The organism is Providencia sp. PROV200 (assembly GCF_049901995.1).
Taxonomy (GTDB): Bacteria; Pseudomonadota; Gammaproteobacteria; order Enterobacterales; family Enterobacteriaceae; genus Providencia; species Providencia rettgeri_E.
Window position 1 is genome coordinate 444,411 of sequence record NZ_CP096307.1, and the last position, 22,297, is coordinate 466,707.

Here is a 22,297-nt window from a genome sequence, read left to right on the forward strand (position 1 = left end):
TTTTTATTTCCAACGAAAAATTTCAAAAGTACAGCTTCTTATAATTAGTTGATTTAACGGCTATTTAACATTTTATTTAAAGCAAAGGAATGGGTAGTCAATTTATTTATTATTCAAAAGCACATTATTATCAATGGCTTATTTGTTTATTAAAATAAAATGGAAATCGTTTTTGATTTATTTTTGTTTTGATCTTATGCTTAATTCATAGTCAACGATGAATGAGGGTTTGGTCGATGGAGCAGCAACTACCTATATCGGAATTAACATTCACAAAGAATATTGAACAGCTAGAAAATCAAGTTTTATCTATTGATTCTATTGTGTTTCTTTCTAAATTAGTTGAAGAGTTTCTTCCTCGTAGAGAGAAATTATTAAAAGATAGGGTGCTCAGGCAGCAAAAGATCGATGCTGGCTCTTTGCCTGATTTTATTTCGGAATTTGATTCCATAAAAAAATCAAATTGGAAGATTCAAGGTATCCCAGCAGATTTGCAAGATCGCCGTGTCGAAATTACTGGGCCGGTCGAACGTAAAATGGTTATTAATGCTTTAAATGCTAACGTAAAAGTATTTATGGCGGACTTTGAGGATTCTCTGTCTCCTTCATGGGAAAGATTGATCGATGGTCAAGTCAACTTAAGGGATGCGATTCGTGGTGATATTTCTTATACCAATGAAAGTGGAAAGGTCTACCAATTAAAATCTAATCCTGCTGTTTTGATTGCTCGTGTTCGTGGCCTTCATTTAGATGAAAAACACGTTTTATCAGGAGAGAAGCCGATCCCTGGTGGCCTATTTGATTTCGCTATTTACTTCTTTAATAACTATGAAGCGTTATTAAAAAAAGGAAGTGGCCCTTATTTTTACATCCCAAAACTTGAATCTTGGGAGGAAGCAAAATGGTGGAGCGATGTCTTTAGTATGGCTGAAGATTTGGTGGGGATACCTCGGGGTACGATTAAAGCAACCGTACTAATTGAAACATTACCCGCAGTATTTCAAATGGATGAAATCTTATACCACATGCGCCACCACATCGTGGGGCTGAATTGTGGGCGCTGGGACTACATATTCAGTTATATCAAAACACTGAAAGAGCATGCAGACCGAGTATTACCTGACCGCCAAGTTGTCACAATGACACAACCATTTTTAAGTGCTTATTCGCGCTTATTAATTAAAACGTGCCATCGCCGTGGCGCATTTGCGATGGGAGGAATGTCTGCTTTTATACCGAGCAAAGATCCTCAAGAAAATGAAACTATTTTAGCGAAAGTAAAAGCGGACAAAGAATTAGAAGCGAAAAATGGGCACGATGGCTCTTGGGTTGCACATCCGGGCTTAGCGGATACTGTTATGAGCGTGTTTAATCAAGCTCTTGGTGATCAGCAAAACCAGCTACATGTATCCCGTGATTTTGACGAAGAAATCACGGCTGGCCAGCTATTAGAGCCTTGTGCCGGTGAGCGAACAGAAGCAGGCATGCGAGCTAACATTCGTGTTGCGGTTCAATATATCGAAGCATGGATCTCAGGGAATGGTTGTGTACCCATCTATGGTTTGATGGAAGATGCTGCGACAGCAGAAATTTCACGGACTTCAATTTGGCAGTGGATCCGTCACGGTAAAACACTGTCCACCGGTGAGAAAGTGACTAAGACCTTATTTGAAGAAATGCTGGATGAGGAATTACAAGTTATTCAAAAAGAACTTGGTGACCAGCGTTTTCAAAGTGGTCGTTTTCGTGAAGCTGCGGAACTGATGAGGCGGATTACAACACAGGATGAACTTATTGAGTTCTTAACTATCCCCGGATACCAATTATTAGACTAGCTATAGCAAAGAAAAAATTCGATAACCCTACATATTCTTATAAAGGAAGTGGATCATGACAACATCGCGCTTAGAACAAATTGCCCAATTAGAAAATGAATGGAAAAAACCACGTTGGAAAGGTATTACTCGCCCATATACAGCCGAAGAAGTGGTGAAATTACGTGGTTCTGTGAATATTGAACACTCTTTAGCACGCAAAGGTGCAGAGCGTTTTTGGGATCAATTACATGGTGGTTCAAAGAAAGGTTATGTAAATGCACTGGGCGCTTTAACGGGTGGGCAAGCGCTACAGCAAGCGAAAGCAGGTATTGAAGCTATTTATTTATCAGGTTGGCAGGTTGCTGCGGATGCAAATACGTCATCGAGTATGTATCCAGACCAATCACTTTACCCTGTTGATTCAGTGCCATCAGTAGTTAAGAAAATTAATAATACATTTCGTCGTGCAGACCAAATTCAGTGGGCGAATGGTATTGGCCCTGACAATAAAGAGTATATTGATTATTTTTTACCGATTATCGCGGATGCGGAAGCGGGCTTTGGTGGCGTATTAAATGCCTTCGAACTAATGAAAAATATGATAGAAGCGGGGGCTGCAGCCGTCCATTTTGAAGACCAATTAGCCGCAGTTAAAAAATGTGGCCATATGGGGGGGAAAGTTCTTGTGCCTACCCAGGAAGCAATTCAAAAACTGGTTGCAGCTCGTTTAGCTGCGGATGTTTCAGGTGTACCAACTATCTTGGTTGCTAGAACGGATGCGGATGCTGCGGATCTTCTCACATCTGACTGCGATGCTTATGATGCAGAATTTGTTACAGGAGAACGCACCTCTGAAGGCTTTTTCCGTACCAAAGCAGGAATTGAGCAAGCGATTAGCCGCGGGCTAGCTTATGCACCTTATGCAGACCTAGTTTGGTGTGAAACGTCGAAGCCTGACCTTGAGGCAGCAAGACAGTTCGCTGAGGCTATTCATGCTAAATATCCAGGTAAGTTATTGGCTTATAACTGTTCTCCATCATTCAATTGGAAAAAGAATTTAGATGACAGCACAATCGCCCGCTTCCAAGACGAACTTTCAGCGATGGGTTATCGTTTCCAATTCATTACGTTAGCCGGTATTCACAGCATGTGGTTCAACATGTTTGATTTGGCTCATTCCTACGCACAAGGTGAGGGCATGAAACATTATGTTGAAAAAGTTCAAGAGTGTGAGTTTGCAGCAATGAATAAAGGCTATACCTTCTCTTCACATCAGCAAGAGGTAGGAACCGGCTATTTTGATAAAGTGACAACCGTTATTCAAGGAGGGGCTTCATCAGTGACGGCTTTAACTGGCTCAACTGAAGAAGAGCAATTCTAGTTAGATTATTTTCCTTTCAATCGGTGTTTCTGGTGTCTTTATTGGTTAGCTATATCTGTTAATTTTTCAGGCACGTTTAGTGCCTGTTTTTTATTCAATGCGAGTCTGTATTCCTATAGGAGTGGTTATGATATTGACGACAGAACAGATAATAGCGCAGACCATTTTACAGGGTTTTGATGCGCAATATGGTCGCTTCCTTGAAATAACCTCAGGTGCACAAGAAAGGTTTGAACAGGCAGATTGGCATGCTATTCAGCATGCGATGAAAAGACGAATTCAATTGTATGATCATCATGTTGGCTTAGTCGTCGCTCAGCTACAGTTTATGGGCTTAGTACAATCATTAACACCCGATAAACTGGCACAGATAAAAAATATTTATAAAACTTTACTACCAGATTACCCAAGGTTTGAAATAGCAGAAAGCTTTTTTAATTCCGTTTATTGTCGGCTATTTCAGCATCGAGAGCTGACACAAGATAACCTATTTATTTTTACGTCTCAGCCTGCGAGGCGCTTTTCTATTTCGCCTAGGCCGTTATCTCGCGAATATGTTGTTAATAATAATTTAGAGGGATTATTGTTTACAATGTTAAGTGGATTACCTCTCAGGCTAAAGTGGCGGAATCTGGATTTCGATATTCATTGCATTATCAATGTATTGAAAACAAGATTTCCCGATATTGAAAACCAAAAAGTCAGCTTCCATATCGCAAATGAGCTATTTTATCGTAATAAGGCAGCTTGGTTGGTTGGTAAAATTTATATTAATGATGAGGTTTACCCATTCTTACTCCCTATCCATCATGATGATGGTCAGTATATTTATATCGATACCTGTTTAACTGAGTTTGATGAAGCCAGTATTGTGTTTGGTTTTGCTCGGTCCTATTTTATGGTGTATGCCCCTTTTCCAGCAGCTCTGGTTTTTTGGTTGAGGGAGATTTTACCGAGCAAGTCAATTGCGGAATTATATATGGCAATTGGCTGTCAAAAGCATGGAAAAACAGAGTACTACAGAGAGTATCTCGCCTATATTAATTTTTCACGAGAGCAATTTACTGTCGCTCCAGGTGTGAAAGGAATGGTGATGTTAGTCTTTACATCGCCTTCATTTGACCGTGTTTTTAAAATTATTAAAGACCAATTTGCACCACAAAAGCAGGTAACACGAGAACGGGTTTTAGAATGCTATCGTTTGGTTAAAGAGCACGATAGAGTTGGCCGGATGGCTGATACCCAAGAGTTTGAAAATTTTGTGATTAGCAAATCTTCTATCAGCGATGAATTGATGGCGGAGTTACTGAAAGAGGCTCCATCTCAAATTGAAGATCTAGGTGATAACATATTGATTCGTCATCTGTACATGGAAAGAAAGATGATCCCATTGAATATCTATATGGATAATGCTACTGACGCACAATTACATAATGCATTAAATGAATATGGCTGGGCGATTAAGCAATTAGCGGCCGCAAATATTTTCCCCGGGGATATGTTGTTTAAAAATTTTGGCGTAACGCGTCATGGCCGTGTTGTTTTTTATGATTATGATGAAATCTGTTATATGACAGAGGTGAATTTTCGTAAAATTCCTGAGCCATTATACCCTGAGCAAGAGTTATCGAGTGAGCCATGGTATAGCATTGGTGAACAAGATGTTTTTCCTGAAGAGTTTGCTTCTTTTATTTGCCAAAATGAGAAAATTCGTCATTATTTGCAGCAAGATCATGCAGATTTATTTGCAGCGGATTATTGGAAAAAACTACAAAATAGGATTTTAGCCGGGCACGTAGAAGATGTTTATGCCTACCGTGAAGAATTACGTTTTTGTCAGAAACCCAATGAGGTTGCATAATTACAATAGTATTAATTAAAGGGAGTTAAAAACGACCCAGTAAGTGACTGAGCCGTTTTTTGGCCGCTATTTTTTTGCGCCTTGTACCGCTTCTTGTGCAAGTTGGGTAATTTTTTCGTAATTACCTGAATTCAGTGCATCTTCAGGAACGAGCCAAGAACCACCAATGCACAGAACGCTATCTAATTCTAAATAACTGAGGTAATTAGCTAGCGATATTCCACCCGTTGGGCAAAATTTGACTTGTGAGAAAGGGCCGGCAATGGCTTTTAACGCTTTAACCCCACCGTTGGCTTCTGCTGGAAAAAATTTAAACGCTTTTAAGCCATATTGCATACCAAGCATAAGTTCAGAAACGGTTGAAATACCTGGAATTAAAGGAATATTCCCTTTAGTGGCGGCATTGAGCAACTCATCCGTTAAGCCGGGGCTGATTGCAAACTGTGCTCCAGCTTCAGTGACTTCAGTAAGTTGTTTTGCATTGATAACAGTGCCTGCGCCAATAATCGCTTCAGGTACTTCTTTTGCAATAAGACGAATAGCATCAATAGCACATTCAGTGCGTAACGTGACTTCTAAAACGTTAACACCACCTTTGACTAATGCTTTTGCAAGAGGAACCGCTTGTTCTAATTTTTTAATAACAATAACAGGGACGACAGGGCCTTGTTTTAATACGCTTTCAGCGGTCATTTTCCAATTATTCATTTTCTATTCCTATTCAATGAAAATAGATTAAAAATCAATGCTACAAGCGCCTTCTTCGGCACCTGATAAGTGTCTTCTTAATGCCCCGAAAAGCTCTCTGCCACAGCCACTACGCTCAGCGGTTAAATCAGCCTCAAAGGGTTGGCGTTTATTGAGTTCTTCTTCATCAACCCGTAATTGCAATTCTCCCGTCAATGCATTTACCCTAATAATATCGCCATTTTTTACTTTTGCTAACAGTCCACCATTGTAAGCCTCAGGCGTGACATGAATTGCGGATGGCACTTTGCCAGATGCTCCAGATAACCGACCATCAGTAACGAGCGCGACTTTGTAGCCTTTATCCATAAGAACACCTAGTGGCGGCATTAACTTATGCAGTTCTGGCATGCCATTTGCGGATGGCCCTTGGAAGCGAACAACGATGATGCAATCTTTATTGAGTTCACCGGCTTCAAAGTGTGCAGCAATCTCATTTTGATTGTTAAATACGACCGCAGGCGCTTCGATAATCTGATTCTCTTCAGGAACCGCTGATGTTTTCATCACAGCGCGACCTAAATTACCAGACAGTAATTTTGTGCCTCCATGAGGAGAGAAAGGGCGGTCTATATCAGCAATAACATCCAGATTGAATGAGGACTCTGGTCCTTCTCGCCATGCAAGTTGGCCATTGTTTAACCAAGGTTCCAAGGTGTAATTTGTTAGTCCAAATCCTGCGACAGTATGGACATCGTTATGCAATAAACCTTTTTGTAATAGCTGGCGGATAAGCAAAGCTACGCCACCCGCAGCTTGGAATTGGTTGATATCTGCTTGGCCATTAGGATAGATACGGCAAATAAGTGGAACAATGGCAGAAATATCAGAAAAATCATCCCAATTGATAATGATCCCTGCGGCTCTTGCTATAGCCACAAGATGCATGGTTAAGTTAGTTGAGCCTCCCGTCGCGAGTAATGCGACGATACCGTTAACAATCACTTTTTCGTCAACCAATTGACCAATAGGTAAATACTGACCTGACTGCTCAGTTAAACGTGTAATTTGTCGTGCGGCGGCTTCTGTTAATGCATCTCGTAGTGGTGAATCGGGGGATACAAATGATGCACCGGGTAGATGCAACCCCATCACTTCCATCATCATTTGATTCGAGTTAGCCGTACCATAGAAAGTACAGGTGCCTATCCCATGGTAAGACGCTGCCTCAGCCTCTAATAAAGCGAGTCTATCAACCTTGCCTTCAGCATACAGCTGCCGAATGCGCACTTTTTCTTTATTTGGTAAACCCGTAGCCATTGGGCCTGCAGGAACAAATATTGCAGGAAGGTGGCCGAATGAAAGCGCACCAAGCATTAAACCAGGAACAATTTTGTCGCAAATGCCTAAATAGAGTGCGCCATCAAACATATTGTGGGATAGGCCAATAGCGGTTGACATGGCAATGACATCTCGACTTAACATCGATAACTCCATCCCATCTTGACCTTGGGTTACACCATCGCACATTGCGGGAACACCCGCAGCGACTTGGCCAATAGAACCTGCTTCTAATAATGCTTTTTTGAGTTGTTCTGGATACTTATCGTATGGGCGGTGCGCTGAAAGCATATCATTGTAGGAATTGATGATAGCAATATCAGAGCGGGTCATGCTTTTAAGAATTTGTTTTTCTTCACTTTGACAGGCTGCAAAACCATGGGCAAGGTTACCACAAGCTAATGATGCTCGATGGACAGTCATACTACGAGCCTGCTCTATTTTCTTGAGATAAGCGGCTCGAGTTTTCACGGAACGAGAAATGATACGTTGAGTGATGCGATCAAGTTCTTTATTGATCACCGAAGGATTTGTCACTTTAGAGGTGGTCATGCTCATGATAATTGCTCCATAGCGCAGTAAAAAGATGAATCAAACTGCAAGTCGATTTGGATCGTGTCTATCGTTATTTGCTCGAGTACTATAGCATCAATGTTACCGGTAACATTGTTCAATGAAAATGGAGGCGTTGCAATATGGAAAATGAATATTCGAAGCTATCTGTGATCTGAATCAAATTTATATTATGGTATGGATAGTGTGGAAAATAGACAAACAAGCATGCTATAGTGTTTTTTTTGATGGTTTTATCATCAAATTCAATTAGATAATTGTACAAAGTTAGGTTGTACCAATGAAAAGAGCGCAGGAATGTTAAGGTTAGCTATAGCTGCATTTGTATTGCTATTGGCCAGTTTTGTAAGAGCTGAAGTAGTTTTAACTTCGGGGTCATATAAAATTTTAGCTGGCGTTTTTAATGAGCAAGCAGCGATGCAATCACATAATGCATCACAAGCAGACAAAATTGATGCATTGACTCAATTTTTTTTAACGACGCCTTATAATAATCAAACATTGAATATGAGTCCGCTATCAGCTGAAAAATTAGTCATTAATTTGAAAGAAATGGACTGTATGACATTTATAGAGTACACCGAAGCTTTTAAGCGTTCTAAAAGCTATGACCAGTTCGTTTTGAACTTAATCAATATTCGTTATGTCAACCAAAATATTGCATTTAAATATCGTCGGCATTTTTTTTCTGATTGGGTGCAAGGGCCTGAAGCGATTGCGGTCGATATTACCAATGAAATAAGTTTACAGGCAGTTAAGGTAAATAAACGACTTAATTTAAAAAATCACAATGAGAGGTATATATCTGGATTGCCCATTAAAAATAGATTAATAAGCTACATTCCAGTAAAATATGTCGATGATGATTTGCTGATGAAGTTAAAAACAGGTGATTACATTGGGATTTACTCAAGGGGTAATGGATTAGATGTCAGCCATGTGGGGGTTGTAATACGTAGGGGGAATAAGACGATATTTAGAAATGCTTCTTCACACCGTGGAAATCTTCAGGTTATTGATATTGAATTGAGTGATTATTTAAAAGGAAAGTCTGGGATTGTTGTTTTTAGACCCAGATCAGATTATTAACCTATTTTTTTGATATAAAGAAATAAGTAAATTCAAAGTTTATGTATGTATAAAATCAATACATAGAAAATAGTTTAATAATGAAAATCATACAAGTATTTTTATTGGTTACCAATTATTGCTAGTAACATTTAAAATGTAAAAATATATTAAATTATCGATTTGATCAAAAAAAAATATATAAATATTATTTTATACTAAAAATGGAAAAACTTTTATAAAGCAATAGATTGCTTTATAAATACGACTGGAGTCTCTTTTTTTTGTATATAAAAATGATGCTTGCCTATTAATCTTGCCACCTTTGATTGTTCATAACTATTTTAAATGGTGATAATTAATTTTATAATGAGTAATACTAGCTAAATTATTTTTCTTATTTAAATTTAGGAGATGGTTATGCATATCGCTAAAAATAAAAATGTTTATGCATTATTAGGTAATCATTTACGGAAAGCTAGAGTGAGTAAAGGGTTATCAGGAAATGAGCTAGGCTCAATTATTCATTTGAGTCAACAGCAAGTATCACGATATGAGTTAGGTATTAATAAGTTGAGTTTAGATAAACTGATTGAAATCGTGATTTTTTTAGATATCGATATTAATGAAATTACTAAAATTATTGTTAAGCAGGTTGAGTATGAAAAAATGAGTTAGAAGTAACCAAAATAAGTTTTTTTATTGTACCTTTATGAAATTATTCTAACTAATTTATTTTTTAAATATTCAGTATAAGAATGGGTTGTGACTTATACATATAGGGAACTAGGCGATTAAATTGTTAGAACGGTCGAAAAATAAATTTTATAGTAAATACTTAAAATTGAAAATAATTTGAAACTAAATTCTAGAAATAAAAATAATCAATTCAATGTCCTTTATTTTTAAGGCGGAACTTATTCGTGCTCATCATGATAAGTTCTCTGGAGTTTATCTCTGTTTCTTCCAATGTTTCTTGTCATTTTAGATAAAGAGATCGTTCTAGTAAATATTAAAGCCTTTTGTTTGTTATTTGAACTAAAAGGTTTTAACTCAATGTATTTAAAAGTTTATTTCATTATCTTGTATCTGTATTCTTCTGAATAAAAGGCATTGCAGCGTTGTCGATGCATGAAAATTGATAGTATTGCTGATGACACAATGCTTAAATAAAGCTTAATGAATAATAGATTAAGGTTATGGCTCGATGTTCAAGTATATAGGGATATTATTTACCTTTTTGCTAATAGGCTGTTCGGCCTCGAATAAAGGTTACTACCTTGATAACCGTTATCCATCAAAAAATAGTAGTCAACGTATTCAATATGTCGTTATTCACTACACAGTCTCTGATGATGTGCGTTCTATAGCTACATTAACACAGGGTAAAGTGAGCTCTCACTATCTTATTCCAAGTGTACCTGAAACTAAAAATGGCCAGCCTGTTGTATTACAACTTGTTCCTGAATCGTTAAAATCATGGCATGCAGGAGAAAGTTATTGGCGACAGCATAATGGTCTGAATGATACTTCTATTGGAATTGAAATCGTCAATGCAGGATTGCAAAAGGATGTAAAAGGAAAACTGCATTGGGCCCCTTATAATGAAGCGCAAATTGTTGCCTTGATCCCACTCATCCAAGATATTATGCGGCGGTATAACATTCCCCCGGAGAATATTATTGGTCACAGTGATATTGCTCCACTGCGCAAGCAAGATCCAGGTAAGGCATTTCCATGGCAACGCCTTGCTCAACATGGAATAGGCGCTTGGCCAGACCCTAAAATAGTGACTAAATTTCTAGCGGGACGTAATGTGAATGAACCTGCTAATGTGTTACGCGTTCAAAAAGCGCTTAATTATTATGGTTATTCAACCATGCCGTTATCAGGTAAGTTAGATCCACAGACGAAAAAAATATTGCGAGCTTTCCAATTGCATTTTCGGCCTCGAGATATTGAAGGACAAGCGGATGCTGAAACAGAGGCTATCGCGTTGGCACTCATTGAAAAGTACCGTGATATGCAAAAATTTAAGTTATTTGAAAAGGCCCAGAAGTTGCCTACTATTTCAACAAATCAGCAAGGTGACTAGAGGGCAGTAAAAAGCTTTGTGAGGTTAAGTGAAATACAGGCTGCTAGTATTTCACTTTCACTGTTTATCTAGCGGTTTGCACCATATTCATGACTGATTTCTTTTGCCGCCTTAATAACCATAGCACCCAACTCAGTAATACGATCATCCGTGATTCGAGATAATGGGCCTGAAATAGAAATGGCTGCAAACGCTTCTTTGTGCTCATCATAAATACAAGCCCCAATACAACGTAACCCTAAAGCATGTTCTTCGTCATCATAAGAAAAACCTTGTTTTTTTGCCTGTTGTAAATTCTCTTTTAAGGCTGATGGGTTAGTTAATGTATAAGGCGTATAAGCATGTAAACCTTTACGGCTTAAAAGTGGAACTAGTTTATCTTCCGGTAAGTTAGCAATGAATGCTTTACCTGCCCCCGAGGCGTGTAATGGCAGTTTTCCACCAATCGGAGCTGACATTCTCATTAGCGCATTGCATTGTACTTGGTCAACAATAACGGCATCGTACTCGGTATGGTCTAGGATCGCTAAGTTGACGGTTTCCCCTGATTCATCCATTAAGCGGCGCAGTATCGGGTGAACAAGGGCTAATAAATTGCGACTTTCTAAGAAGCTACTACCAATGATAAAAGCATGAGAAGCAATAACCCATAGGCCTAAATCACCCGTTTGACGAACAAAACCATGTTGTTCTAATGTCATTAATAGGCGGTGTGTTGTTGAGTTTGGTAAGCCAGCTTGCATCGCAAGGTCTGTGAGGGCGATCCCCCCTGTTGATTCGGAAATATATTCCAACAGTGTTAAGCCACGACTTAATGATTGTACTTGTCCTGCTGCAGCTGCGCCACTCGCCGGCCCTTTTGCTTTTTTAAGTTTCTTAGTAATTGGTGCCGTTGCCATTAAGTCTCTCCTGACTGTCATTTAGCTTCTATTATGAACTATTTCACCTGAAAATACTCATCGGATCAGTGAAAAGTGTGCTCTTGTGCAACCTTGAAAAACTCTCATCATAACAGCGAATTTTCGCATGAGAAGTTATGATAGGATGTTAAAAGTAAAAATTTGACTTATTTCTCAGTGTTCCATTTTAGGAGGGCAGTGCAGTGTCCGCAAAAGTTAATCAATTAGAACAAGAATTAAAAAAACGTATATTGGTATTAGATGGTGCAATGGGAACAATGATCCAACAACATAAGTTGTCGGAAGCCCAGTTTCGCGGTGAACGATTTGCGGATTGGCCGAGTGATCTAAAGGGAAATAACGACCTATTAGTCTTAACTCAACCAGATATCATTCGAGATATTCATTCTCAATATTTTGAAGCTGGGGCGGATATTGTTGAAACCAATACTTTTAACTCAACATCCATTGCGATGGCTGATTATAAAATGGAATCCCTTTCCGCTGAAATTAACGAAGTTGCTGCGCGCCTTGCCCGTGAATGTGCTGACGAGTGGACACGTAAAACCCCTGACCAACCGCGCTATGTCGCTGGCGTATTAGGCCCGACAAACCGTACCGCGTCTATTTCTCCTGATGTAAATGATCCGGCTTATCGCAATATCACTTTTGATCAGCTCGTTGAAGCTTATCGCGAATCGACACGATCCTTAGTGAAAGGCGGTGTGGATCTGATCATGATCGAAACCATTTTCGACACATTAAATGCAAAAGCCGCGATCTTTGCAGTTGAAACCGAGCTGGAGGCTTTAGGCATTGCTTTGCCAATTATGATCTCGGGGACGATTACGGATGCTTCTGGTCGTACATTATCAGGGCAAACAACGGAAGCTTTTTATAACTCATTGCGCCATGCACAGCCGATATCATTTGGCTTGAACTGTGCGCTAGGCCCTGATGAGCTTCGTCAATATGTTTCTGAATTATCAAGGATTGCTGAATGTTATGTCAGTGCGCATCCCAACGCAGGCCTACCAAATGCGTTCGGAGAGTATGACCTTGATGCACAAAATATGGCTGAACAAATTCATGAGTGGGCCACTGCAGGGTTTTTGAATATTGTTGGTGGATGCTGTGGAACGACGCCATTACATATCAAAAAAATGGCAGAAGCAGTAAAAGGCATCGAACCACGTCAATTACCGTCACTCCCTGTTGAATGTCGTTTATCTGGTTTAGAACCGCTAAATATTGGCGAAAAATCATTGTTTGTGAACGTTGGGGAAAGAACCAACGTGACTGGTTCGGCAAAATTCAAACGATTGATTAAAGAAGAAAATTACCAAGAAGCCTTAGATGTGGCGCGTCAGCAAGTAGAAAATGGTGCGCAAATTATTGACATCAATATGGATGAAGGGATGCTGGACTCCCACGCAGCGATGGTACGTTTCTTGAATCTGATTGCTGGTGAGCCAGATATTGCTCGTGTGCCTATCATGATTGACTCCTCAAAATGGGAAGTGATTGAGGCCGGGCTTAAGTGTATACAAGGTAAGGGGATAGTTAACTCAATCTCAATGAAAGAGGGGATTGAGGCATTTATTGAGCACGCTAAATTATTGCGTAAATATGGTGCTGCCGTGGTCGTCATGGCATTTGACGAAGTTGGTCAAGCAGATACACGTGAGCGGAAAATTGAAATTTGCCGCCGGGCTTATCAAATCCTTACCGAAGAGGTGGGCTTCCCACCTGAAGATATTATTTTTGACCCGAATATTTTTGCCGTAGCTACCGGAATCGAAGAACATAATAATTATGCAGTTGATTTTATTGAAGTCTGTAAGGATATCAAGGCTCAATTACCGCATGCGATGATTTCTGGTGGGGTTTCCAACGTCTCCTTTTCATTTAGAGGGAATGACCCTGTCCGTGAAGCAATTCATGCTGTTTTCTTGTATTACGCCATTCGTAATGGAATGGATATGGGGATCGTTAATGCAGGGCAGCTTGCCATCTATGATGATTTACCCGAGGAATTAAAAGACGCTGTTGAAGATGTGATTTTAAACCGCCGTGATGACAGTACAGAACGTTTGCTTGAGCTGGCGGAAAAATACCGTGGAGCAGGGGCCGGAGAGCAACAAATTCAACAAGCAGAATGGCGTAGTTGGGAAGTAGAAAAGCGCCTTGAGTACGCATTAGTGAAAGGGATTACCGAATTTATCATTGAAGATACAGAGGAAGCTCGTCAGCGTGCTTCGAGCCCAATTGAAGTGATTGAAGGCCCTTTAATGAACGGTATGAATGTGGTTGGTGACCTATTTGGGGAGGGCAAAATGTTCTTACCTCAAGTGGTGAAATCTGCCCGTGTGATGAAACAAGCAGTTGCCTATTTAGAGCCTTATATTCAAGAACTTAAGCAATCAGGTAGTAGTGCAGGAAAAGTTTTGCTCGCGACTGTAAAAGGCGATGTTCATGATATTGGTAAAAATATCGTTGGGGTTGTATTGCAATGTAATAACTATGAAATCATTGACTTAGGTGTAATGGTTCCGTGTGAAACTATTCTAAAAACAGCACGCGAAGAGAACGTTGATATCATTGGTTTGTCTGGGTTGATCACGCCATCGCTTGATGAAATGGTGCATGTGGCAAAAGAGATGGAAAGACAAGGATTTACCTTGCCATTATTGATAGGTGGAGCAACAACATCAAAAGCACATACCGCTGTAAAAATTGAGCAGAACTATAGTGGGCCAACGACTTACGTGCAAAATGCTTCACGCACCGTGGGAGTGGTGGCTGCATTATTATCAGAAACACAAAAAGCAGATTTTGTGGCGCGTACTCGCCGTGAATATGAAACTGTTCGTCAGCAACATGGCCGTAGAAGGCCAAAAACACCGCCTGTGTCACTGGATGTGGCGCGAGCGAATGCCGTTAAGATTGATTGGCAAAGTTACGAACCACCAGTACCAAAATTCCTTGGTATTCAAGAAGTCACAGCGCCTATTTCAACCTTAAGAAGCTATATAGACTGGACGCCATTTTTTATGACATGGTCTCTAGCGGGGAAATACCCACGGATTTTAGAAGATGAAGTGGTGGGTTCTGAAGCTCGTAAACTATTGAAAGATGCAAATAATATATTAGATAAGCTAGATAAAGACGGCTTATTAACACCAAAAGGTATTTTTGGCCTGTTTCCTGCGAACCGTGTCGGGGATGATGTGGAAATTTATACCGATGAGTCGCGAAATCAGGTGCAAGTGATGGGGCTGAATTTACGCCAACAAACCTTAAAAACGGAATTTCCAAACTATTGTCTATCAGACTTTGTTGCGCCAAAAGATAGCGGTAAAGCCGACTATATTGGTGCTTTCGCTGTGACTGGGGGCTTAGAAGAAGATGCGCTTGCTGATGCATATGAACAACAGCATGATGATTATAATAAAATCATGGTGAAAGCGCTGGCGGATAGGCTAGCGGAAGCGTTTGCCGAATATTTACACCAACAAGTTCGTGTGCGTTACTGGGGTTACGCAGCTGATGAAAACTTGAGTAATGAAGAACTTATTCGTGAAAATTACCAAGGAACCCGTCCTGCACCGGGGTACCCAGCTTGCCCTGAGCATACAGAAAAGGCAAAAATTTGGCAGTTACTTGATGTGGAAGCTAAAATTGGTATGCAGCTCACCAGTTCTTATGCGATGTGGCCGGGTGCCTCAGTATCTGGCTGGTATTTTAGTCATCCAGAAAGTAAGTATTTTGCGGTAGCTCAGCTACAAAAAGACCAAATTGAGGATTATGCAAAACGCAAAGGGATGTCGGTGACAGAGTTAGAGCGTTGGCTAGCACCAAACTTAGCTTATGATCCTGAAGATTAAAACCAAATCAATATATTGATTTTTCATGTATCCGGCACCATCTTATAGGTAATACATTAGAGGGGTCCAATGATGAGCTATGAATTTATTATTGAAGAAGAGCTGCCACGCTCGGCGGTTTTTCCTTATCAGATCCAAAACAGCGCGGCACCTGAAACGTTTATGATGAGTGAGGATGCGGTGAGTGCCATGATGAGTGTGTTACAGATCATGGACAAGCTTGATACCGATGATTCATTGGGTGAGCACTGTTTTAATCAGATTTGGTTAAGAAGTGAGCTAACACCTGCGAGAGCAGAAGAAATCTATCTGTTTTTAGAAGAAAATTTAGCGGTAGAACCTGTCCCTTCAGAGGAAGAGATTACGGCTTTTCATCAAGCCCAATTCGATGAAAATAAGCTGTTATCTCAAGAAAGCCCTAAAGACGGTATGGTACCCGTGCATAAATTCTCGACCAATGATGGTTGGCTGGTGACTACAAAAGAGTGTGAATGGATTGCCGAAGTATTTTCACCAGAGCTGGTGAGCGAAAACCACTTTGTCGTTTCTCAGATCTCTGAACTGTGTAAGATTAGCCACCGCACATTGGAAGCCCTGCTAATTGAGTGGGGTAAATTTAATTTATTTGCCAGCAAACACGGTGGCTACCGCGTTAATTAAGTACTGTGGCTTATTAAGGAGACTATAGTTTCAGTTAGAAGCTGGCGTCTCCTCCGTTTTTTATAATTCCGTTGTAATTCTATTTTTTCAGCCTATATCCCTTATGAATTTTTTATTGGAATGATATGTTAATGACATAACGCCAATAAATAGGTCATGGTGATGAAATTACGTTCTTTTCTGTTAGTTCTCTATGTTAGCGCTATTTCCCTTGCACAAGCTGGCAATGCGATTGAAGCGCCTTCGACGAAAAATAAACCGGATACACTACAGGCACAGTCTAAAAGTACGCCTATGTCTGATGAATTCAAAGCCAAATTAAAGCGAGCGCATGCTGGTGATGAAGAGGCGATGGTAGATGTTGGGCTTGCTTATATGGATGGGACTGAGTTTTTAGCCGTCAATGAGAAAGAGGCTTATCGCTGGTTTAAAAAGGTGGCTGACCGAGATAATACGGATGGGGACTATTATTTAGGAATGTTGCTGCAAAACCAGGAAAAATACCAACAAGCGGAAAAATGGTATCGCCGAGGTGCCGAAAAAGGCGATGCTTATTGCCAATATGCGATGGGTTACTTATATGAACATGGTATTGGGGTTGAGCAAAATTTAAAACAAGCAAAAGCATGGTATGCAGAAGCCGCAGAGCAAGAACACGCTAACGCACAGTTTGCCATGGGGCTATTTTATCATGATGGGCTAGGTGGTGGTATTGACTACCAAAAGGCGCGTGAATGGTATGAAAGAAGTGCGGGCAATAATATTGCCGCCGCAGTGAATAATTTAGCGGTGATGTATGAAAATGGTGAAGGCGTAGAACTGGATGATGAAATGGCGATTTACTTATATCGCCAAGCCGCCAATATGGGCTCTGCAACAGCGCAACTGAATATGGGGGATTTTTATCAAGAGGGTCATAGCGCAATAGAAAAGAATAGCTACCAGGCGATGTACTGGTATAAACGCGCGGCGCAACAGAACAATATTGCGGCTCAATTGGCTATTGCGAAAGCTTATGAACAAGGCAATGGCGTTGGTAAAGACCTTGCTGAAGCCTTTATCTGGTATGAACGTGCTGCACAAAATAAATCCCAAGATGCAGGAATGAAAGTGGCTGAATTCTATGAAAAAGGGTTGGGTGGCGTTAAAAAAGACCCAGAAAAGGCTATTGAGTGGTATGTATCACTTGCCAACAGTGATAGTAAAGCGGCTCAAATTAAGTTGGCGGAACTGTATGTGTCTGGTGAGCTGAAAAATGTTGATGTGAATGACATTTTGAGTTGGTTGCTGATTGCTCAAGAAAATAACATCGAAGCGCAAAACCAGTTAGCTATCTTTTATTTAACAGGAACGGGTGTGGCGAAGGACACACACACAGCACGGCAATTACTGGAAAAAGCGGCATTTAAAAAGAATAGCGATGCTCAAAATAACCTTGCGGTGATGTATGCACGAGGCGAGGGCGGTGAAAAAAATATTTTCCGCTCGGTAATGTGGTTTGAACGAGCGGTAGAACTCGGTAATGAAACGGCAAAAGGAAATTTGGCGCTTTTAAAACAGAATAAAGGCGTGACGGGAAAAATGTTGCAATACACTGGTAGTGTTGCGCAACCCAGCAAAAATGCTAGAGAGGATTAGTTGTATAATATAGAAGGCGATCGAAATGATCGCCTTCTGGTATTTTGATCAAGTTTCCACACTATTCGAATAAGTTACTGTGCAAGGTACGAACGATCTCTTCAGCATCATTTCCAGGTACTAATAAACAAATATTGTGGCTACTTGCGCCATAGCTGATCATGCGAATATTGAATGACTCAAGTGCGCCAAAAATTTGTCTTCCGAGACCATTCACTTGCGACAGTTCATTACCTATGATTGCGACGAGCGCTAAATCCTCTTCCACTTCAACACGACATAATGCGGATAGCTCGGTCATTAGCGCATTGGTGAGTAAACTGCCGTTAGTTCCCGTTGAACCCGTTGTGTCTAAGGTTAGGGCGACACTGACCTCTGAAGTCGTAATTAAATCCACTGAAATATTGTGGCGCAGTAAAATGGTGAAAATTTCTGCTAAGAAACCGCGCGCGTGCAGCATTTTTAGGCTATGCAAGGTGAGTAGCGTTTGTTTGCGGCGCAGTGCTAATGCCCTAAATTGCGGTGGATTTGTGGTTTTATCACACACAATGGTGCCGCCAGCTTCAGGGGCTTTACTTGAACCAACAAAAACAGGGATCCCTGCGCGTACAGCAGGAAGTAATGTTGCTGGATGCAAAATTTTTGCACCAAAAGTTGCCATTTCAGCCGCTTCATCGAAGGCAATTTCATCAATTCGCTGTGCACTCGGTACAACGCGAGGGTCAGTGGTGTAAATTCCGGGAACATCAGTCCAAATATCGACACGTGATAAATTAAGTACCTCGGCTAATAGCGCCGCGGTGTAGTCACTTCCACCACGACCAAGCGTTGTTGTACGCCCTTTTTCATCACGGCCAATAAACCCTTGAGTGATCACCACGGACTCCGCGAGGCGTGGCATAAGTTGCTGTTCTGACAAGGTTTGTAGCTGAGCAACGTCAGGTTCAGCACGGCCAAAACTGTCATTGGTTCTCATTACTTTGCGTACATCGAACCATTGGGAGTTGGCGTTGCGTTGGCGCAGTACTTCAACAAATAGTAAGGTTGACATTAATTCGCCATGGCTCACCATTTCATCTGTTAATGCATCAGAGGTAGCTAAAGCTGCCGAATCAGCTAAATGTGCAATATTATCGAGTAAGCGATTGATTTCTTCACGAATAACATCAGCAGTTTGTAGGTTATCAATAATTGCGTATTGAATATCCTTCACTTTTTTCAGCAGTTCATTGCGTTTATCTGCATCGCAGCCTTCGGCCAGCTCGATTAATAAATTGGTAATGCCAGCAGAAGCTGAAAGTACCACAACGCGTACATTTGGGTTGGAAAGTACAATATTGGCGCTGTTGTTCATCGCGTCAAAGTTAGCGACGCTGGTGCCGCCAAATTTGGCGATAACATACTGGTGGTTGTCTGCTGAAGATGCTGTGATATTCATGGTGTCAATCCCTGTGGTTAAATCTTATCTTTATATAGATTTATCGGGTAAATAGGATTGCGTCAATCAAGAATCGAAGGAAATCAGTAATTCTAATGATGGGGTATTTATTATCGGTTTTCTCAATATACCCGCCATACTCGTCATACTTCAAGCTGCATGGGTGTTGACTGCGTTCAGCTAGCCGAATCACATACTTTTGTATGCTCATCGTTTTCAAGCTGCATGACATTGAAAGTGCGTATTTCAATAAAAGGGGCAATTAAGTCTGGAAAAGTTGGGTAGAATTGGGGAATATCAATATAACGCAGAAAACCGATAAGTCTCGTTTTTGTGACGGGGTACAATCTATTTCTATTTAAAATTATTTGGAGAGTGTTATCCATGAGAAGTATTAATCCAAGCCAAACGGCGGCATGGCGGGCGCTAGAGCAACATTTTGCGCAAATGAAAAATGTTCATATGCGCGATTTGTTTGCACAGGATCAAGACCGCTTTACTCATTTTTCGGCGACGTTCGATGGTCAAATCTTAGTGGATTTCTCCAAAAATAGAATTACCCAAGAAACATTGGAACATTTATTGGCCCTGGCAAAAGAAACAGAGTTAGAAAATGCCATTAATAGCATGTTCCAAGGTGAGAAAATTAACCGTACTGAAGACCGTGCAGTGCTACATACTGCTTTGCGTAACCGCGATAATACTCCGGTTTATGTTGATGGCAAAGATGTCATGCCTGAAGTAAATGCGGTATTGGATAAAATGCAGCAATTTAGTCAGCGTATTATCAGCGGTGATTGGAAGGGTTACACCGGTAAAGCAATTACTGATGTGGTGAATATCGGTATTGGTGGTTCAGACCTTGGCCCATTTATGGTCACAGAAGCATTGCGTCCATATAAAAACCACCTAAACATGCATTTTGTATCGAATGTGGATGGTACGCAAATTGCAGAAACGTTGAAAAAATTAAATCCAGAAACGACACTGTTTTTAATTGCATCAAAAACGTTTACAACGCAAGAAACCATGACGAATGCGCATTCTGCTCGTGATTGGTTCTTGGCAGCAGCAAAAGATGAAAGCCAAGTGGCGAAGCATTTTGTGGCACTTTCAACGAATGGCGAAGAAGTCGCGAAGTTTGGTATTGATACCAACAATATGTTTGAATTTTGGGATTGGGTTGGTGGCCGCTATTCATTATGGTCAGCGATTGGTTTATCGATTATTTTATCAGTTGGCTTTGATAATTTCGTTCAATTATTGGACGGTGCTCATGCCATGGATAAACATTTCACTCAAACACCATTCGAAAAGAACATCCCTGTATTGTTAGGTTTGATTGGCATTTGGTATAACAATTTTTTTGAAGCAGAAACTGAAGCGATTCTGCCATACGACCAATACATGCATCGTTTTGCCGCTTACTTCCAACAAGGCAATATGGAATCGAACGGTAAATATATTGACCGTGATGGAAAACCTGTTACTTATCAAACAGGCCCGATTATTTGGGGTGAGCCGGGTACCAATGGCCAACATGCGTTTTATCAGTTGATCCACCAAGGAACGAAGATGATCCCGTGTGATTTTATCGCGCCAGCGGTAACACATAATCCATTAGGGGATCACCATGAAAAATTATTATCGAATTTCTTTGCACAAACCGAAGCATTAGCGTTTGGTAAAACGCGTGAGGTGGTCGATGCCGAGTTTGCTGCGCAAGGTAAAAATGTCGCGGATATGGAATATGTTGCGCCTTATAAGGTGTTTGAAGGTAACCGTCCAACTAACTCCATCTTATTGAAATCAATTACACCTTATTCGTTAGGTGCATTGATTGCGATGTATGAGCACAAAATTTTCACCCAAGGGGCGATTTTAAACATTTTCACTTTCGACCAATGGGGTGTGGAATTAGGTAAACAGCTCGCAAGCCGTATCCTGCCTGAATTAGAAAATAGTGATACGGTGAGTAGCCATGATAGCTCGACCAATGGTCTGATTAACAGCTATAAAGCTTGGCGATAAGTTAACAACGTATTATTTAAATACGTCAATATAAGGCAGGGAGTTCCTGCCTTATATTGTTCAACTGACCATTGTTAAATAGGTCGTTTTTCAATCAATAAAATGTAATTTGTTATGATATTAATAAATTTTATTATTATCGGTAACTTGCGAGTAGTTAAAATATTTTTCACTATATTTTTACATTTTGTGTTGAAAATGTGACTTTTTATATAAATTGTTAGCTAACTTTAACCTTGTCGTAAAACAACGTGATATCCTATTGCGTAAGAAATACAGTAAATCATAACCATGTTATTCATGGTGGAATTTTAAGTAATGGATGAAACGCTTTTTACTTCTCAGCCGATTCATTGGCTGGCGGAGAACGATAAAAACGATAAAATAGTGCCTGCTAATATATTAGATTGGCTATTAGAACATGGCTCAATGACAAAGCGTTTTGAGCTGCATAGCCAGCAAGTGGCTGTGATACCTTATTTAGAGTGCTATGTATCGCAAGATAAGCTAAGTGAGAATGAAGTACAGTCTTTACCTAAAAGCCAGCGCTATTGGGTCAGAGAAGTTGTCATGTATGGGGATGGCATCCCTTGGTTACTGGGCCGAACTATCATCCCTGAAGAAACCCTGACCGATGATGACCAGCAATTGGTGGATATTGGAAGGGTGCCATTAGGGCGCTATTTATTTAGCAGCGATCGTTTAACTCGAGATTATATCCATATTGGTTCTTGCGCGAATCGTTGGGTGCGTTGTTCTCGGTTAAGGCTATCGGATAAACCTTTATTATTAACAGAAATATTTTTACCTGAATCACCTGCATATCGTTAACTATCCTAAGTATTTTGAATTTTCAGGTCTCTGCAATGACACTATGCCAACAAATATAAATCAGTAAGTTGCAGAGGTTAGTGGTATTAA

15 protein-coding genes are annotated in these 22,297 nt (G+C 40.3%); 11 read left to right on the forward strand and 4 right to left on the reverse strand.

The window, feature by feature from the left end:
• Positions 1–236 precede the first annotated feature (236 nt).
• The 3 genes from aceB (at position 237) to aceK (ending at position 5,059) form a co-directional block, all read left to right on the forward strand.
• Positions 237–1,835, forward strand: a complete 1,599-nt coding sequence (gene aceB / locus M1E86_RS01990) for a malate synthase A (RefSeq protein ID WP_426099238.1) — start codon at positions 237–239, stop codon at positions 1,833–1,835.
• A gap of 55 nt (positions 1,836–1,890) precedes the next feature.
• Complete coding sequence (gene aceA / locus M1E86_RS01995; protein ID WP_213914515.1) at positions 1,891–3,198, forward strand: isocitrate lyase; 1,308 nt, start codon at positions 1,891–1,893, stop codon at positions 3,196–3,198.
• 127 nt (positions 3,199–3,325) lie between these two features.
• Positions 3,326–5,059 (forward strand): bifunctional isocitrate dehydrogenase kinase/phosphatase, encoded by a 1,734-nt coding sequence (aceK, locus tag M1E86_RS02000; protein WP_213914514.1) that lies wholly within the window; start codon positions 3,326–3,328, stop codon positions 5,057–5,059.
• Between the two features lie 66 nt (positions 5,060–5,125).
• Here aceK and M1E86_RS02005 read toward each other — a convergent pair whose 3' ends face one another.
• Both M1E86_RS02005 and edd read right to left on the reverse strand, forming a co-directional pair.
• The gene (locus M1E86_RS02005) at positions 5,126–5,767 is read right to left on the reverse strand and encodes a bifunctional 4-hydroxy-2-oxoglutarate aldolase/2-dehydro-3-deoxy-phosphogluconate aldolase (protein ID WP_125894925.1); all 642 of its coding nucleotides are present in this window, start codon (positions 5,765–5,767) and stop codon (positions 5,126–5,128) included.
• Between the two features lie 27 nt (positions 5,768–5,794).
• Positions 5,795–7,639, reverse strand: coding sequence for a phosphogluconate dehydratase (gene edd, locus M1E86_RS02010; protein ID WP_416367474.1), 1,845 nt, complete (start codon positions 7,637–7,639; stop codon positions 5,795–5,797).
• 318 nt (positions 7,640–7,957) lie between these two features.
• Here edd and M1E86_RS02015 point away from each other — a divergent pair, with 318 nt between their 5' ends.
• The 3 genes from M1E86_RS02015 (at position 7,958) to M1E86_RS02025 (ending at position 10,823) form a co-directional block, all read left to right on the forward strand.
• A complete protein-coding gene (locus tag M1E86_RS02015; protein ID WP_213914513.1) occupies positions 7,958–8,749 on the forward strand; it encodes an N-acetylmuramoyl-L-alanine amidase-like domain-containing protein in 792 nt (263 codons plus the stop codon).
• Positions 8,750–9,148: 399 nt separating this feature from the next.
• The gene (locus M1E86_RS02020; RefSeq protein WP_248467483.1) at positions 9,149–9,406 is read left to right on the forward strand and encodes a helix-turn-helix domain-containing protein; all 258 of its coding nucleotides are present in this window, start codon (positions 9,149–9,151) and stop codon (positions 9,404–9,406) included.
• Positions 9,407–9,935: 529 nt separating this feature from the next.
• A complete protein-coding gene (locus tag M1E86_RS02025; RefSeq protein WP_125894929.1) occupies positions 9,936–10,823 on the forward strand; it encodes an N-acetylmuramoyl-L-alanine amidase in 888 nt (295 codons plus the stop codon).
• 68 nt (positions 10,824–10,891) lie between these two features.
• On the opposite strand, the gene iclR is transcribed toward M1E86_RS02025, so the two are convergent.
• The gene (gene iclR / locus M1E86_RS02030; RefSeq protein ID WP_036958355.1) at positions 10,892–11,722 is read right to left on the reverse strand and encodes a glyoxylate bypass operon transcriptional repressor IclR; all 831 of its coding nucleotides are present in this window, start codon (positions 11,720–11,722) and stop codon (positions 10,892–10,894) included.
• Positions 11,723–11,925: 203 nt separating this feature from the next.
• Between iclR and metH the strand changes: the two genes are divergently transcribed.
• The 3 genes from metH (at position 11,926) to M1E86_RS02045 (ending at position 17,907) form a co-directional block, all read left to right on the forward strand.
• A complete protein-coding gene (gene metH, locus M1E86_RS02035) occupies positions 11,926–15,609 on the forward strand; it encodes a methionine synthase (protein WP_213914512.1) in 3,684 nt (1,227 codons plus the stop codon).
• A gap of 69 nt (positions 15,610–15,678) precedes the next feature.
• Complete coding sequence (locus M1E86_RS02040; protein WP_185746961.1) at positions 15,679–16,269, forward strand: hypothetical protein; 591 nt, start codon at positions 15,679–15,681, stop codon at positions 16,267–16,269.
• 162 nt (positions 16,270–16,431) lie between these two features.
• Positions 16,432–17,907, forward strand: coding sequence for an SEL1-like repeat protein (locus M1E86_RS02045; protein WP_248467485.1), 1,476 nt, complete (start codon positions 16,432–16,434; stop codon positions 17,905–17,907).
• A gap of 61 nt (positions 17,908–17,968) precedes the next feature.
• On the opposite strand, the gene lysC is transcribed toward M1E86_RS02045, so the two are convergent.
• A complete protein-coding gene (gene lysC, locus M1E86_RS02050; RefSeq protein ID WP_213914510.1) occupies positions 17,969–19,345 on the reverse strand; it encodes a lysine-sensitive aspartokinase 3 in 1,377 nt (458 codons plus the stop codon).
• A 384-nt stretch (positions 19,346–19,729) separates the two neighbouring features.
• Here lysC and pgi point away from each other — a divergent pair, with 384 nt between their 5' ends.
• Entirely contained in the window at positions 19,730–21,376 is a 1,647-nt protein-coding gene (pgi, locus tag M1E86_RS02055) for a glucose-6-phosphate isomerase (RefSeq protein ID WP_125894937.1), read from the forward strand.
• Positions 21,377–21,694: 318 nt separating this feature from the next.
• The gene (gene ubiC / locus M1E86_RS02060) at positions 21,695–22,207 is read left to right on the forward strand and encodes a chorismate lyase (protein ID WP_213914509.1); all 513 of its coding nucleotides are present in this window, start codon (positions 21,695–21,697) and stop codon (positions 22,205–22,207) included.
• Positions 22,208–22,297 lie beyond the last annotated feature (90 nt).